The organism is Kitasatospora sp. NPDC047058, from assembly GCF_040643935.1.
Classification (GTDB): domain Bacteria; phylum Actinomycetota; class Actinomycetes; order Streptomycetales; family Streptomycetaceae; genus Kitasatospora.
Genome location: NZ_JBEYVJ010000056.1, coordinates 1 through 14,500, shown reverse-complemented (window position 1 = coordinate 14,500; position 14,500 = coordinate 1). Strand labels below are relative to the sequence as shown.

Sequence of the window (14,500 nt, the reverse complement as noted above, 5' to 3'; positions counted from 1 at the left end):
CACAACACCAGTGTTGCGTAATTACTTCCGGCGGGACAAGCCGTGATCCATGCCTCACCGGTGTCTTCTGTCACGCAGGTAAGCCTTACCTGACCTGCACGAACGATCGGCGGACGACCGGCGGACGCCCCGCAGACGCCCGGCGGACGACCGGCGAGGGTGCCGTCGGACGACCGGCGAGGGTGCCGTCAAGCCGCGGCGTTCGGTCCTCTTACACTCGCCGGTATGCACTCCGAACCCGCGGTCCAGATCACCGGGCTGGTCAAGCGCTACGGCGAGAAGACCGCGGTGGACGGTCTCGACCTCACCCTCGCACGCGGCGCGATCACCGCCGTCCTCGGCCCCAACGGCGCCGGCAAGACCACCACCATCGAGACCTGCGAGGGCTACCGCCGCCCCGACGCCGGCACCGTCCGCGTCCTCGGCCTCGACCCGGTCACGCAGGCCGCCGAGCTGCGCCCCCGGATCGGCGTGATGCTGCAGTCCGGCGGCGTCTACGCGGGCGCGCGGGCCGTCGAGATGCTCCGGCACACCGCCAGGCTGCACGCCCACCCGCTGGACGTGGACGCCCTGGTCGAGCGGCTCGGCCTCGGCTCCTGCGGCCGCACCACCTACCGCCGGCTCTCCGGCGGCCAGCAGCAGCGGCTCGCCCTGGCGATGGCCGTGGTCGGCCGCCCCGAGCTGGTCTTCCTCGACGAGCCCACCGCCGGCCTCGACCCGCAGGCCCGCCGCGCCACCTGGGACCTCGTCCGCGACCTGCGCCGGGACGGCGTCACGGTGGTCGTCACCACCCACCACATGGACGAGGCCGAGCAGCTCGCCGACCGGGTCGCCATCGTCGACCGCGGCCGCGTGATCGCCGACGGGACGACCGAGGAGCTCTGCCGCGGCGGCGCCGAGTCCTCGCTGCGCTTCGACGGGCCGCCCGGGCTGGACCTCGGCCCGCTGCTCAAGGAGCTCCCGGAGGGTGCCGCGGCCGCCGAGCCCGCCCCCGGCAGCTACCGGATCGAGGCGCCCGTCGACCCGCAGCTGCTGGCCACCGTCACCGGCTGGTGCGCGGCCTCCGGCATCCTCCCCGAGCGGCTCGCCGTGCAGCGCCGCAGCCTCGAAGACGTCTTCCTCGACCTGACCGGACGGGACCTCCGCTCGTGACCTCGTACTCCCCTCAGCCCGGTGCGGCCCCCGTCGGCCGGATGCTGCTCGCCCAGACGGCGTTCGAGACGAAGATGCTGCTGCGCAACGGCGAGCAGCTGCTGCTGACCGTGATCATCCCGACCGTCCTGCTGGTGCTCTTCTCAGCCGTGGACATCGTCGCGGTGGACGGGCCCGGCAAGCGGGTCGACTTCCTGGCGCCGGGGCTGCTCGCGCTCGCGGTGATGTCCACCGCGTTCACCGGGCAGGCCATCGCCACCGGCTTCGAGCGGCGCTACGGGGTGCTGAAGCGGCTCGGCGCGAGCCCGCTGCCGCGCTGGGCGCTGCTCACCGCGAAGACCGGATGCGTGCTGGTGACGGAGGCGCTGCAGGTGGCGCTGCTGTCGGTGATCGCGCTGGCGCTGGGCTGGTCCCCGCAGGGCGACCCGTTCAGCGTCGTCGCGCTCCTCGTCCTCGGAACGGCGGCGTTCTCCGGCCTCGGCCTGCTGATGGCCGGCACGCTGCGGGCGGAGGCCACGCTGGCCGCGGCCAACCTGGTGTTCATCCTGCTGCTGCTGGCGGGCGGGGTGATCGTCCCGCTGTCGAAGTTCCCGGCGGCGGTGCAGTCGGTGCTGGAGCTGCTGCCGATCGCCGCCCTCTCCGACGGCCTGCGCTCGGTGCTGCAGACCGGCGCCGGGGTGCCGTGGGCGGACCTCGGCATCCTGGGCGGCTGGGCGGTGCTCGGTTTGGCCGCGGCGGCCCGCTTCTTCCGCTGGGAGTAGCGCGGCGTGTGAACGTGCCGCGAGGCCCTCGCCCCTGGTGGGCGGGGGCCTTCGCGTTGACGGCTCAGGTCGGTATGCGGTGGCGGCCGGTCGCGGTGGGCGGCTTGGGGATCTCGGGGCCGTACCGGCCGGCCTGGCGCGCGATCCAGGTGTACTCGTGGGTGCCGTCGGGGAGTCGGCGCAGCTCCCAGCGGCCGTGCGGGGTGATCGGCTTCGGGGTGACGTCGTTGACCTTGAGGGCGGTGACGACGCCGAGGGCGACGGTGGCGAGGGCGAGCGCGAGGAGGGTGAGGAGCGCCGCTCCGACGAGGAGGCTCGCGGTACTCATCGGCGGGTCCCGGTCACGCGGCGCAGTCCAGCTCGAACCAGACGAGCTTGCCCTTGCCGCGCTTGCGCGGGGCTGCACCGAAGCGGTGGGTGAGCGAGCGGACGAGGTGCAGGCCGCGGCCGGACAGCTCGTAGGGGTCGGCGGAGAGGCGGGGCTCGGGCAGGGTCGGGTTGTCGTCCGCGACGGAGACCCGCACGGTGCGGTCGGCGGAGAGGACGAGGACGACGGTCGGCGCGGAGCTGCCGCCATGCTTCCAGGCGTTGACGAACAGCTCGTGCAGGGCGAGCTCGGCGTCGCCGATGAGGTCGTCCGGCCAGCCGGCGGCAGCGAGGACGTCCCGCAGCTCGTCCCGGGCGGCGGACCAGTCGGGCGGGCTGAGCGGGTTGAGGGCACACATGGCAAACCTCCGAGAGAGGTGGGGTGCGAGGTGATCCGGTGGAGACGTCGCCGTGAGCCAAGCCAGGGCGGGGCTGGTTGATGCCACGCATGGCTGCTCTGCGGTGCGCGGGCAGCAGGCGCCTACTGCCTTGGCAACAGGCGTTACTGACGATCCGTCGGATCGCTGTGATGTAGACCATAGCGCAAGCGGCTTGAAGTTTTAGGTCAGCGCCGAAAAATTCACACTCCTGTGGACCAGCACTCGGCCAGCGCGGCAAACTGGCCTCACTGCCCGCCGAGAGGACACCATGGCTGTTCGCACCAACCCGACCCTTCATCAACGTCGGCTGGGCGCCGAACTGCGCAGGATGCGAGAGCAGGCCGGCCTCGGCAGCAGCCAGCTCGCCAAAATGCTCGGCATCAGTCCTGGCCAGATGACTCAGATGGAGACTGCCAAGATCGGCGTCAGCCCCGAGCGCCTCCGCACCGTTGCCGCAGCATGCAACTGCGCCATTCGACCGCTCGTCGATGCCCTTGCCGAAATGGCTTCGGATCGGCGAAAGGGCTGGTGGGAGGAGTATCGCGAGGTCCTGACAACGGACTTCCTCGAGGTAGCGGAACTTGAAGGCCGAGCCACACGGTTGAACGTCTGCACCACCACCTACATGCCTGGCCTTCTCCAGACCAGCGCCTACGCATCCGCGGTGTTCGCCCGGGTCGTTCCCTCTCTGCCGCCGGAAGATCTCGCGCTGAGGACGACCTTTCGACTCAAGCGGCAGCAGCTCATCCGCTCCGGCAGGACTCCCCTGCAGACCTTCATCCACGAGGCCGCGCTACGAATGCAGTTCGGCGGCCCACAGGTCCTCGCCGAACAGCTTGGCGCCCTCCTCGAAGACTCCGAGCGGCCCGGCATCTCCGTCCGCGTTGTGCCGTTCGCCCTCGACACCTTCCCCGGGTCCGGCGAGAACCTCACCTTCGCCGAAGGCCCTGTCCCCGAACTCGACACCATCCAGATGGATGTCTCCCAGGGCGCACTCTTCTTCGACTCACCAGCCGACCTGGCCAAGCATCGAGTCATCTTCTCGCGGCTGGACTCCACCGCACTCTCCGAACAGGGATCGCGCGAGTTCATCCGGTCCATCATGAAGGAAGCGAGGGCCGCGAATGTCTGACTCGAAGTGGCAGAAGTCGAGCTACAGCGCCTCGAACAACGAGTGCGTCGAGGTGCGCACCGTTGACGGCCAGGTCGAACTCCGCGAATCCGACGACGCCGCCACCATCCTCCGCACCACCCCCGCCAAGTTCGCCGCCTTCCTCCAGGACATCAAGGCCGGCGAGTTCGACCACGTGGCCAAGCCCAGCGCATGACCCGGAGCAGGACGTCGATTCACCCGACTTCCCGCGCCGTGTCCGGAGAGAGGGCCCAGATGCCTGACACGCACTGGCAGAAGTCGAGCTACAGCGGCACGCATCGAACGAATGCGTCCAGGTGCGTGCTGCCGACGGGCTGATCGAGCTCCGGGAGTCCGACGATGCCCACATCATCGTCCGCACCACCCCCGCCAACTTCGCCGCCTTCCTCCAGGGCATCAAGGCCGGCGAGTTCGACCACTTCACCGCCCACTCGCAGCGAATCGTTCCGGCAGCCCCTTGCTCCCCCGCAAGGGGCTGCCGCCACGGGCGCGGTGACCACTCCCGCCCCTCGCACCCCCAGCTTGCGACGTGGGAGTGGAAGTCAGCCGATCCGACTTCCCGCTCCGGTCACCGCCGGGGGTCACAACACTGACTGCCGACAGAGACCGCACTGGTCGAACAAAGATTCTGGAATGGCTCGCTCAATCGACAAGTTCGCACAGAAATCGATCCGGTGAAAGTCACCGGTGCGTCGGAATCGAGGTTCAGATGATGCCGGGTCGAGCGTCGATAGCATCGCAATGCTGATCGACATCAGAATGCGAGAGAGGAATCCTGCGCCATGCCTCCGATCCCGATCAAGCCCGGCATCTACAAGATCCACGCGCACATCATCGGCCCGACCTCCCTGCTGACCGCCACGGAGTACGCCGTCAAGCACGGCGCCCCCGTCATCACGGACCGCCTCAACCCCCTTCCGATCGAGCAGGAGTGGGCCATCGAGCCCGTCGAGGCCGAGCCGGGCTCGCCCTACGTGCTCTGCCTCGCGGCTCACGACGCGGCAGGGCTGGTGGTGCCCGAGGACAAGCTCTGGGTCAACGCCGTCCCGCGCGCCGACTGGGCGAAGTTCACCTTCGAGCCGGTCCTCGGCGGGCTCAAGATCATCTCGGAGAAGGGTCTCGCCCTGCGGGCCGGACACCGTGGGGCGCAGATCGAACTCACCCCGCCCACGCCCGAGTTCCAGGAGACGTGGACGCTGGAGTTCGTGCGCCCGCTCGACGAGGAGTAACTTCCGGCCGGCACAGGGGGCGATCGCCACTCGCACGGCCGGTCGCCCCCGGCGCGTCCGACGACGGCAAAGTCGTCCTCCGAACCGCCCCAGCCGAGTTCGCCAAGTTCCTCCAGGGCATCAAGGCCGACGAGTTCGACCGCTTCGCCCCCCGGCCCTTCTCCTGAAACCGCACTGCCCCTCGCTCAATTCCTTGAGCGAGGGGCCGCCTTCGAACTCTCAGACGTTCACAGGGCGTCCAGGCGCTCCGCGAGTTGGGCAGCCACGGGCCGGTTGCGCGGTTGCGGGTCGAGCGCCGGTGTGAGTGCGTCCAACAGTTCGGGCCACCCCGTACCGTGCCGATCAAGGGGCAGTACCCCCGTGCCGATGGCGGCCCGCAACTCCGCCGGAGTTGCAGACTGAAGGCCTACTCCGGCCGCCGAGTAATCGAGTGGCCAGTGCCCGGTGGCTGCGGTCCACAGCGATGCCGCGAGTGCGTACACATCGCTCGCGTACGTCGGCACCGCAGGACGGCCGACCGCGAGTAGGGCAGCGAGCTCGGGCGCCTCCACGTGAGTCATTCCGCCTGCGAACGCGCCGTTCAATTCCGTCTCCGGCAGCGGGCGCGGCCCCTGCGCGTTCGCGAAGTCGATCAGCCGTGCTCCAGCCGCCGTGTGGATACAGTGCGCGGCCTGGAGATCGGCGTGCACCCATCCCAGGCGGTGCAGTTCGGCAACGGCCCGGCAGAACCGCGCACCGGCGTCCCGCATGTCGCGTCGCTCCGCGGCTCCAACCACGCGGCTGCTGCGCGCGGCCTCGAACACCCCCCACGTCGACGGCCCCTCGAACCACGGTGCGACGGTGAAGCCGTCACCGTCGATCAGCGGCGCCTGGGCGCAAAGGGTCTGCCGGGCGATGGCGCGCAGCACGGAGATCTCACGGCGAGGGGCAAGCGCCGGACCGCAGCCTGCGGAAGTGACGATCTTGACGACGAGCCGCTGTCCGGGCTCGGCGTCGGGACCGCCCGCGACCGTCACCCGCCAGACCTGGACGCCTCGCCGGTTGGTGATCGGCTCGGCTTCGACGAGGCAGCCGGTGGACTTCTCCACCGCTTCTCTGATGCTGTCGATCAAGGCTTCTCCTTCCGGGAAAGGCCGAAAGCCCACGCTCGAATGGTGGGCCAGTGCGGTTCGGCCGCGCAGGCAGTCACCGGAGTACCGAGGATTGGAACGAGGACGTCGCGACCGTCGTCACGCGCAACGGCGACCGTTTCGGCGAGCACCGGCGTGGTCTCCAGGAACCGTGGATCGATCGGTCGAACCGCCGGTCGGACGGACAGAAACGTGAGTGGCGGCACAGGCAGCGGCGTGCCGCGCCGGCTCACGTCGGCCTCTCCAGACCAGAACTTGCCGATAATCAACCCGATGGGGGCGTAGAGGTTCTTGAGGACCCAGTGCGGCCAGTCGATCTCTCGGCGCCCCGCGCCGTCGATGACGACGTTCTCGCACACCAGACGGCCGCGCCTACGAGCTGCAAGGGGGCGCACGAGTTCGGCAGCCCGCATGCCTGCGGCGAAGACGGCCGCTTCGACGTCGATCAGGTCGGCGGACGGATCGATCCGGTACGCGGTCCAGCCGGCCAGCCCGTGGCGGACAGACGGAGCGAGGTAGGGGCAGTGCGCTGTAGTGGCCTCGACGTAGTCCGCCGCCGCCGGAAGCATGGTGGTGGTGCGCGGCCGGTGAAGGCGCAGAGCCCCCGCCCGGGGCGAGGGCTCCATGCGCGCGCGGCTGGTCACTCGGCGGGCTCAGGACAGGTGTCGCCCCCACCACCGGCAGGACTGCACTTCCACGATGCCCACACCTGCCCGGTCTCCTGGTACCGGTTGTGGGCGGCACTGTCGATGGTGCCGTTCTCGTCGGTGAACCACACCTCCGGGAGCCGCCCGTACGCCTCCTCGCAGGCGGCCACCCACGTCACGTGCCCGGCGCTTGCGTCCCGTACGTGGGTGAGGCAGCACCCGGCGTGGGCGACGCTGAACTCCGCGTACGCCTCGGCGTCATCCGCAAGGCGGTGCCAGGCGGCGTCGATCGCACCCGAACATCTCCGGCGTACTGTCGCCGACGGCCAGGCGGCGGCCGGCGATCGTGAAGAACCGACCGAGCTCGACCAGCTCGGTCGTGGTGGTGGTAGTCATGCGCTCCTCCAGGGGCCGGTGACTGGAACACGACGCTTCTGGCTACGAAATGTCGCCGGGCGAGTGTTCTGAGTCACCACGCTGGCGCAGCCGGGGTGGATCAACCACAGAATTTCTGATGATTTCTCAGATCCATGCCTGTGCCGCTGCGAGGAGGAGCTGGCGAGCGCCCGCGTCGTACAGAGCACTCGGCGCGAGCAGATCGAACACCTTGCGGTACTGGGTGACCTCCTCGGGCAGCCCGAGCCGCAACTCCGCGCTGATGACCTCCACGATCACCTGCTGGTCGTCGAAGATCCAGAAACCGTGCGCAGGCGAGACCGGCAGACGAGCTCCGAAGGGCACGACGCCCAGCCGGAGGGCCGGCAGCGCCGTGGCCGACACCAGACGCTCGATCTGGGCGCGTATCACCGGCGCAGGCGCGAGGCCGTACCTCAGCGCGGCCTCGGTCAGCAGGATGTGCCAGCGCTTGCGGCCCGGCGCGTACAGCACTTCCTGCCTGGCCAGGCGTGCAGCGACCGCGGCTTCGGTGTCGGGCGGGCTGCCGTTCAGCCGGGCGTGCTCGCGAAACCGGGCGGCGGCGTAGTCGGCCGTCTGCAACAGGCCGGGAACCCAACATGGTTCGAACACGCGGATGGTGTCCGCCGCCGCCTCGGTCTCGGCCCACGACCGCTGCACGACCGTGTGCCCCTCCCGCAATTGGCGTCGCCATTCCGCGTACCGGTCGTCGAGATCCCGCAACAACACCAGCAGCTCGCCTGCGGCACCGGGGCAGTCGCAGGCGGCGGTCCATGCGCGGATGTCATCGGCGGTCGGTGCCTGACGGCCGAGCTGGATCTTGGACACCTTGCTCGGCGGCCAGCCCAAGCGCTGTGCCAGCGTGCGGCCGTCGATCTCGGCGGCCGCACGAATCGTACGGAGGCGCCCACCCAACTCTTGGCGGGCCTCGTGGACGCCCTGTCGTGCAGTGCTCAACGCGGCGGGTGCTCCTTGACGAACTGCTGGTACGGCTGCGCGTGGTGGAACGCCGCGTCCAACCAGCGGGCGTGTTCGACGACCACGGCGGGGTCAGTGATCTCGGCCCCGAGCAGTTGGCCGGCGTCGGCGAAGTGCAGGACCGCGAGGGTGTACGAGTCGAACAGCCAGAAGTCCCGATCGGGCAGGCACAGACCGTTGGCGATCTCGCGATCCAAGTAGCGGATGTCCTCGCCGACGGCGGTGTTGCTCTCGGCGAGGTGGAGCTCGTACCGCAGGTACTCGGTCAGCTCGGGTGGTACGACGCGCACCCGGGACACGGTCTTGCCCTCGGCGGTCTGCGCCCGCATGGTGTCGAGCCAGGGGGCGAACCAGCCGAGGTCGACGTCCGCGCCGCTCAGGAACTGGTCGAAGGACTCACGTTCGTTCTCTATGTCGTAGTGGGTGCGGGTCTCCAGCCTCCTCGCGGTATGCGCGAATCCGGTGAACAGCGCGTCGAACGCGTCGCCGGTGACCAGATCGGACGCGGCAGGCCTGGGCCTGGGCGTGAACCGCTCCAGCAACTCCCGCGGTACTTCGAGAAGTTCCTCGTTGTCGGCCAGATCGCGCACGTCGGCGTACGCCTGGTCGCTGGAGTCGATCTTCCAGCCTTGGACGACAACCGTGTCCCGGTCGGTCTCATAGAGAGCGGGGCATCCGCCCCCACCACTGTTGCTTCCGACGAACCGCAGCCGCACGACAGCCTCCTCCGGAGCGTGATTTCTCCAAGTTTCTTTCTCTGCTCCGCCGACCCGAAAGACCCTATCCAGCCATTGCGGCCAGGCCCTAGGTGAAGGTGCTGCGACACGCGGTCAGCCCTCGGAGCACCGAAAGTACAACTCGCCTGGAGCAGGACGTCGGCCACACCGACTTCCCGCGCCACGGGAGGCGCACGCAGCACAGGGCCACCGCTCGACGGCGCGAGCGAGGGCCCGGTCAGATGGCCCAGTTCGGGACCGATGCCGGCACACCCCCAGCGGCGACCAGGCGCGCCGCCCACCCCAGGGGTTGGCCAGCCCGGCCCTCGGCTCCACAGCTGTATCGACCCCACCTCAACTCGGCTCTACGAAAGGATGGATGGATGAGTGGCTGGGAGTTCGTGAAGGACCGAACCGCCGCCGAAGGCACGGTGTGGCGGTCGGCCGACCAGCTGCTCTACAAGCGGACCGGTGGCGAGGATCTGCGAGCCGAGACCGAGTTCCAGCAGTTGGCCGCAGACCTGGGCTACCCGGTGCCGGAGGTCGTCGACAGCGGCTCGGAGGGCGGGCGCTACTTCGTCGTCGAGCGCGCTATCGGCGACTACTCGCTGCACGAGGAGGCGCTGGCCGACGCCGGGCGGGACGGTCAGGTCAGCTACCAGGTGATCAGCACAGCGGCTTCCGTCGCGTCGAGACTCCTGCAAGCCCAGGCGAGGCACCCCATCCCCCCCATGCCATGGTTCGAGAGGGCGGCCTTCGCGGCCGAGGTCTTCGAGGAGAACCCGGACTTCGACACCCCGCGCGTCCACGAGGCGGTCGCGCACGCCCTCGACCGGCTGGCCCGGCTGCCGATGGTGCGCGGGCACCTCGACTACGGCCTGCCCAACGTCCTCCAGGCCGGGGTCATCGACTGGCAGCACCACGGGCCGGTCCCGCTCGGCTACGACGTCTACCCCGCACTCGACATCGTGGCCTTCAAGGGCGGCGGCAAGGGCTACGGCATCACCCCGGAACAGCGCGCCGTATATACCGCCGCCCTCGACGAGACCACTGCGTCCCTGACCGGACAGCGGGTGAGCGAGCACCTGGGTGACTTCCTGCTCGTCAAGTGCTTCTTCTTCCTCGCCCGCATGCGGCCCGCGGACCCCACACGGCACGACAAGCACATCAAGTGGCAGTACCGGCGCACCCTCTTCACGACGGGACTTGATCAGTACGAGTCGGCTGCCTCGATCGACACCGGGGCCTTCCCCACGCTGAAGCGCTTCACCTCTGAACACCAGTAGGCCGGCACCAGCCGGCTGGACCCCAGAGTGCGGACGCCGACGACTTCGTCCATCGCAGTAACCCCTGACCAACGCTCGCTCAACGGAGCGAGGGGCACCGGAATCAGGCTACGGGCAGCCATTCTGGTGCTCAGGTAGACCACGTCGGCCCTCCCCACGTCATGGCGAAGGAGTTCCTTGCGGCCAGACGCACGGCGTGCTGACGTTCAGCGAGAGATTCCGACTGTCGCCCGAGACCCCGTCGAGGACCGCTATGAACTTATCCTTCGGGTTCTTCAGCTTCACCTGGTCAGAAGTGGCGTCCGAGGCCAGCTCGAACCCCTTCCCCATCAAAAGAGTCCGGAAAGCATTGCTGGCTTCCGTTTTGGTAGCCAATGGGACGTCACCGAAGCCATACTCACGGTCGGTCTGCATCCTGCCATGCGGACCCACGTCATTGACATCACAGTGTGAATCAAAAAAATCACCTGAGCTGCTCGCCAGGGGCTTCACCGGCAGCTTCGCCAGGATTTCAGCCAGATAGGCGTCTACCTGCGCCTTTGCCTGGTCCAGCGTCATCGTGGCCTTTCGCCGCTCCGGGATCGTCGACACTCCACAGGAGCTCAGGGCCAGCACTGCGACCACCAGAGCGGCAGTGCTGGCCGCCCACCTGGGCAGCGACGGGGCTGCGGATGCCTGCTCAGCAATTTTCATGACTTTTTCCCCGCGATGATCTCGCCCATGGCTTCAAGAGAGTACGAGTTAGGGTTCCAGTAGTCGGAGTGACCTGTCCCCGGACTCGTAGGGATCATCCGTGCGCCGAAGTCGGGGACGACTGGGTCCCGTCCGTGGATCAGATGGTGATCGGGGTTGTGGATCAAGCCGTCGGCGGTACCGATGTAGTTACCTATATTGCTTCCGAACTTGTCCGCAGCCAAAGGCACTGCCCTGTAGATAGGGTCGTCATCGCCTTGTGCCGCGAAGACGCGGGACGGATCGACGCCGAGATCGCGGGCGTTCTCCACGCCAACTCCGGGGCTGGCGATCAGGACCACGTTGTCGACCGGCAGACCCTTATCGCGAAGCGCGTAACCAACTACTGTCGTCCCATAGCTATGAGCGAGAATTGTATTATTGAAGGGCTTCCCTTCATGTGTGGCACGAAGGCTCTTTTCGAAGCCCTGGAGGCGTTCCTCGGCGTTCCTGGCATACGTATCGTGCATCGCGTCCGGGACGATCGACTGCGGCGCGTCGTAGCCAACCCAGGTGATTGATGATGTGGTTTTCGGGTCACCCGCCTTCCTATTGGCGCTGTTCGCTGAGGCGACCATCCTGTCCGACCGCTCGATGTCGTCGCCGATACTGCCAAGGCGTGCTCCGGTGCCGGGGACGTAGGTCGAGACGTTATCGGCAGTGTCGGGATTGTTGACCGCGACGATGGCGTGGCCGTTGCCCTTGGTGTCGAAGCCCAGCAGGTAGGTTGGCGGATTCCTCTCGTCGACCTTGGTCGCCAGCCGCTTGTCGATGGCGTTCACACCGTTGAGCTGTTCCTGCAGAAGGGTCTTCTTCCGCTCCCACTCGTCGTGAGCAGGGTTGGAGACGGCGCCGCTCATGCCCGCGATCTTCTCGGGCGGCTCGGGCCCCAGGTGGTCGAGCTGGAACTGGAGGTTCTGCTTTGCCTGCTGCAGGGTAACGCGATTGGCGCGGTCACGGGCAACTGCCGGGATGCCGTCGAGATTGCCGATCTGATCGGGGTGGGCGTCGGTGAACCTCTGCTGCTGGGCCTCAGTAAGGCCGTTCCACCACTGCTTGACACTGTTCGGGTCGGTTCCTGGAGCGGGAATGTTCTCGCGGGCGGTGTCGGCAGCCTGATCCTGTGCGGCCGTAGCGGCATTCAGTCCGGTGCCGCTGCTCGCATTCGCTGCCAGGTGACTCAGTCGTGCGCTGATCTCCTGGTCGGCTTGGACGGCCTCGTTGAGTGCAGCAGTGATGCGATTGCTGACCGCGACGGCACGTGCTTCGGCGCCCGTGCCGGCGAAGTTCGGGGAAGTGGGTTCGTTGTCCCACGTGATGCGGCCGTCGGGGGCCACATTGAGCTTCGCGTTCTTGGCGTCGTCGAGGGCGCTGATCAAATGTGACTGAGCCAGCGCGAATCGCTCGGCCGCGTTGGCGAGTGCCTTGCTGACGAAGGAGAGTTCCTCGCGGGCAGCCTGGAGTTCGCTCCCCAGCTCTTTGATGCGGTTCTGGGCCGTGTCGGAGGCGGGTCCGGTCCAGTGTGAGGCGCTCAGCCGGTCGGCCACCTCGTGCTGCCAGGAGTCGACGTGCCGGCCGAAGGCTGTACTCAGAGCATCGTAAGCGTTCTTCGCGATGGTGATGTTGTTGATGTTGGCGTTGTAGAGGGTGGCGATGTCCATCGGCTACCGGGCCTTCCGCTCGGCGGCGGCCCGCGACTTGTCGGCGGCGGAGGAGTTCTCTCCTGCCAGGACCGTTCCGAACGGATCGGTCCCCTGTGCCGGTGTCGCGCCGCTCTGAGCAGGGCCTGCCGCGCCACGGAGGTGCGCGTAGACGCTTTGCTCGCCCTGCCGGTAGCCGGCCGCCGTCATGACCAGCTTGGAACCGAGGTCTGACATGTCGCCGGATAGCTTGTCCAGCAGCGTCTTCCAGTTCGTACCGCAATCGTGAACCGCGGGGGCCGTGAGCCAGCCCTGGAGCGTCGCTGCCGCCTGATCGCTCGGCGCGATGATCTTCGTTGTCTCGCCTGGTACCTCGCCCGCTATGTGCTGGGCGGTTTGCCCGCAGCCCTCTAACGCTGCCGGATTGACCTTGAACTCCGAAGCAAGATCGGGATTCGGCACGGTTCCCCCCTGTGCGTCGCGTCGATTTCGCGCTGCCGGGAGTCTCTCAGGCTCGGGCGATGGTGCGCATGAGTACGGATACTCATGCGCACCGGTGTCAGGCGTGCGGCCGGGTGTCGGAGGAGCCGGCCCGCCTCCGTGATACGTCTCGGACGCCAGCCGAGGATGACGAGAGAGACGAGCCCCCACATGCCAGCCGCACCCGTGATCCGTAGCGACGTCCCCGGGTCCTTCGCCTGGGGCGTGTTCCACGAGCGCCACCCCGAGCTCATCCGGCAGGTGCTCGACGCGCTGCCGTACGGTCCGGGCGAGCGGGCGGCGGTCGAGCGGCTGCTGGTGGAGAGCACGACCGGCGTCCTCGAACCGCTGGCGGAGGGCGCCCACGACCACGCGCAGTGGCAGGAGTGGGGCCGGGGCCTGTGGGGCCGTCCCTGGGGCGAGGCCCCGTTCCTCTGGGCGGAGAGCTACTTCTACCGCAGGCTGCTGGACGCGACCGGGTACTTCCGGCCCGGGGCCTGGCAGGGGATCGACCCGTTCGCGCCGTTCAAGAACACGGAGCTCGCCGGGGCGGCGGTGGACGACGAGTTGGCCGCTCTGAGCACGCTCGACGGCCTGCCGGACTCGCGGCGGGCGGAGGCGCTGCTGACCTCCGCCCTCTGGGGCAACCGCGCGGACCTCAGCTTCCGGATCACCGCGGACGTCGGCGGGCCGGCCGCGTCCGATCTGGTGGCCGACGACACCGCGGTGCTCTGGGCGGAGCTGGCCCGGGCCCGGCGCGGACGGGTCTGCGTCGTCGCGGACAACGCCGGTCGGGAACTGCTCCCGGACCTGATCCTCATCGACCACCTCCTGGCCTCCGGTCTCGCGGCCGAGGTCGTCCTGTACGTGAAGCCGCAGCCGTACTTCGTGTCGGACGCGACCATGGCCGACGTCCTCGCCACGGTGGAGCGCCTGCGCGCCTCGTCCTCGGGCGAGGCGGCGGCGATCGGGCGGCGTCTCTGGCAGGCGATGAACCACGGCGGGCTCGCGGTCCGCACGCACGCGTTCTTCTGTGCGCCGCTGCCGTTCCACGACATGCCCACCGACCTGCGCACCGAGCTCGCCGGAGCGGCGATGACGATCCTCAAGGGCGACCTCAACTACCGCCGCCTGGTCGGCGACCGGCTGTGGCCACCGACCACGCCCTTCGGCTGGACGGTCGGCCACTTCCCCAGTCCCGTCGCCGCCCTGCGGACCCTGAAGTCGGACGTCATCGTCGGGGTGGACGCCGCCGTCGTCGCCCGCCTCGACAGCACGGGAACGGCGTGGCGTACCGACGGCCGCCACGCCGTCGTCCAGGTCAGCCGCTGACAACCGAACCGGCCCGGGCCGCCCCCACCGCGTGACCCGTCCGCCCCTCGCTCACCCCGCCTACGGGCGGACGACGTGGGGGCCCACAGCGACCGACCCACAGC

The 14,500-nt window shown here is 68.6% G+C and carries 19 protein-coding genes; 8 read left to right on the top strand and 11 right to left on the bottom strand.

Going from position 1 to position 14,500, the window contains the following annotated elements:
- Positions 1-225: 225 nt before the first annotated feature.
- Together ABZ885_RS11760 and ABZ885_RS11755 are read left to right on the top strand one after the other, a co-directional pair.
- A complete protein-coding gene (locus ABZ885_RS11760; protein ID WP_360186642.1) occupies positions 226-1,152 on the top strand; it encodes an ABC transporter ATP-binding protein in 927 nt (308 codons plus the stop codon).
- Positions 1,153-1,193: 41 nt separating this feature from the next.
- A complete protein-coding gene (locus tag ABZ885_RS11755) occupies positions 1,194-1,913 on the top strand; it encodes an ABC transporter permease (RefSeq protein ID WP_360186676.1) in 720 nt (239 codons plus the stop codon).
- Between the two features lie 64 nt (positions 1,914-1,977).
- Here ABZ885_RS11755 and ABZ885_RS11750 read toward each other — a convergent pair whose 3' ends face one another.
- Together ABZ885_RS11750 and ABZ885_RS11745 are read right to left on the bottom strand one after the other, a co-directional pair.
- On the bottom strand, positions 1,978-2,241 hold the full coding sequence (locus ABZ885_RS11750) for a hypothetical protein (protein WP_360186640.1): 264 nt from the start codon (positions 2,239-2,241) through the stop codon (positions 1,978-1,980).
- 13 nt (positions 2,242-2,254) lie between these two features.
- Positions 2,255-2,638, bottom strand: coding sequence for an ATP-binding protein (locus ABZ885_RS11745; protein WP_360186638.1), 384 nt, complete (start codon positions 2,636-2,638; stop codon positions 2,255-2,257).
- A 289-nt stretch (positions 2,639-2,927) separates the two neighbouring features.
- On the opposite strand from ABZ885_RS11745, the gene ABZ885_RS11740 reads away from it, so the two are divergent.
- The 4 genes from ABZ885_RS11740 to ABZ885_RS11725 all read left to right on the top strand — a co-directional run bounded on the left by ABZ885_RS11740 (position 2,928) and on the right by ABZ885_RS11725 (position 5,041).
- The gene (locus ABZ885_RS11740; protein ID WP_360186637.1) at positions 2,928-3,791 is read left to right on the top strand and encodes a helix-turn-helix transcriptional regulator; all 864 of its coding nucleotides are present in this window, start codon (positions 2,928-2,930) and stop codon (positions 3,789-3,791) included.
- Positions 3,784-3,987, top strand: coding sequence for a DUF397 domain-containing protein (locus ABZ885_RS11735; protein WP_360186635.1), 204 nt, complete (start codon positions 3,784-3,786; stop codon positions 3,985-3,987). Before ABZ885_RS11740 ends, ABZ885_RS11735 begins: the two co-directional genes overlap by 8 nt.
- 121 nt (positions 3,988-4,108) lie before the next feature.
- Complete coding sequence (locus ABZ885_RS11730) at positions 4,109-4,405, top strand: hypothetical protein (RefSeq protein WP_360186633.1); 297 nt, start codon at positions 4,109-4,111, stop codon at positions 4,403-4,405.
- 189 nt (positions 4,406-4,594) lie between these two features.
- The gene (locus ABZ885_RS11725) at positions 4,595-5,041 is read left to right on the top strand and encodes a hypothetical protein (RefSeq protein ID WP_360186631.1); all 447 of its coding nucleotides are present in this window, start codon (positions 4,595-4,597) and stop codon (positions 5,039-5,041) included.
- Between the two features lie 227 nt (positions 5,042-5,268).
- On the opposite strand, the gene ABZ885_RS11720 is transcribed toward ABZ885_RS11725, so the two are convergent.
- From ABZ885_RS11720 to ABZ885_RS11695, 6 genes are all read right to left on the bottom strand, one after another.
- Positions 5,269-6,153: a hypothetical protein gene (locus ABZ885_RS11720; RefSeq protein ID WP_360186629.1), complete on the bottom strand. Its 885-nt coding sequence runs from the start codon at positions 6,151-6,153 to the stop codon at positions 5,269-5,271.
- Positions 6,150-6,815, bottom strand: a complete 666-nt coding sequence (locus tag ABZ885_RS11715; RefSeq protein ID WP_360186627.1) for a hypothetical protein — start codon at positions 6,813-6,815, stop codon at positions 6,150-6,152. Before ABZ885_RS11715 ends, ABZ885_RS11720 begins: the two co-directional genes overlap by 4 nt.
- Positions 6,812-6,997, bottom strand: coding sequence for a hypothetical protein (locus ABZ885_RS11710; protein WP_360186625.1), 186 nt, complete (start codon positions 6,995-6,997; stop codon positions 6,812-6,814). Before ABZ885_RS11710 ends, ABZ885_RS11715 begins: the two co-directional genes overlap by 4 nt.
- A 79-nt stretch (positions 6,998-7,076) precedes the next feature.
- Positions 7,077-7,214, bottom strand: coding sequence for a hypothetical protein (locus ABZ885_RS11705; protein ID WP_360186623.1), 138 nt, complete (start codon positions 7,212-7,214; stop codon positions 7,077-7,079).
- A 126-nt stretch (positions 7,215-7,340) separates the two neighbouring features.
- Positions 7,341-8,189: a helix-turn-helix transcriptional regulator gene (locus tag ABZ885_RS11700; RefSeq protein ID WP_360186622.1), complete on the bottom strand. Its 849-nt coding sequence runs from the start codon at positions 8,187-8,189 to the stop codon at positions 7,341-7,343.
- Positions 8,186-8,926, bottom strand: a complete 741-nt coding sequence (locus tag ABZ885_RS11695) for a DUF6879 family protein (protein WP_360186620.1) — start codon at positions 8,924-8,926, stop codon at positions 8,186-8,188. The genes ABZ885_RS11700 and ABZ885_RS11695 overlap by 4 nt, the downstream gene beginning before the upstream one ends.
- A 383-nt stretch (positions 8,927-9,309) precedes the next feature.
- On the opposite strand from ABZ885_RS11695, the gene ABZ885_RS11690 reads away from it, so the two are divergent.
- The gene (locus tag ABZ885_RS11690) at positions 9,310-10,212 is read left to right on the top strand and encodes a phosphotransferase (protein ID WP_360186618.1); all 903 of its coding nucleotides are present in this window, start codon (positions 9,310-9,312) and stop codon (positions 10,210-10,212) included.
- A gap of 159 nt (positions 10,213-10,371) precedes the next feature.
- Here ABZ885_RS11690 and ABZ885_RS11685 read toward each other — a convergent pair whose 3' ends face one another.
- From ABZ885_RS11685 to ABZ885_RS11675, 3 genes are read right to left on the bottom strand one after another with little or no spacing between them, the layout of a single operon-like run.
- A complete protein-coding gene (locus ABZ885_RS11685) occupies positions 10,372-10,905 on the bottom strand; it encodes a hypothetical protein (protein WP_360186616.1) in 534 nt (177 codons plus the stop codon).
- A complete protein-coding gene (locus tag ABZ885_RS11680; RefSeq protein WP_360186614.1) occupies positions 10,902-12,605 on the bottom strand; it encodes an alpha/beta hydrolase in 1,704 nt (567 codons plus the stop codon). Before ABZ885_RS11680 ends, ABZ885_RS11685 begins: the two co-directional genes overlap by 4 nt.
- Before the next feature lie 3 nt (positions 12,606-12,608).
- On the bottom strand, positions 12,609-13,046 hold the full coding sequence (locus ABZ885_RS11675) for a hypothetical protein (RefSeq protein ID WP_360186612.1): 438 nt from the start codon (positions 13,044-13,046) through the stop codon (positions 12,609-12,611).
- Positions 13,047-13,235: 189 nt separating this feature from the next.
- On the opposite strand from ABZ885_RS11675, the gene ABZ885_RS11670 reads away from it, so the two are divergent.
- Positions 13,236-14,396 (top strand): damage-control phosphatase ARMT1 family protein, encoded by a 1,161-nt coding sequence (locus ABZ885_RS11670; protein ID WP_360186610.1) that lies wholly within the window; start codon positions 13,236-13,238, stop codon positions 14,394-14,396.
- Positions 14,397-14,500: the final 104 nt, after the last annotated feature.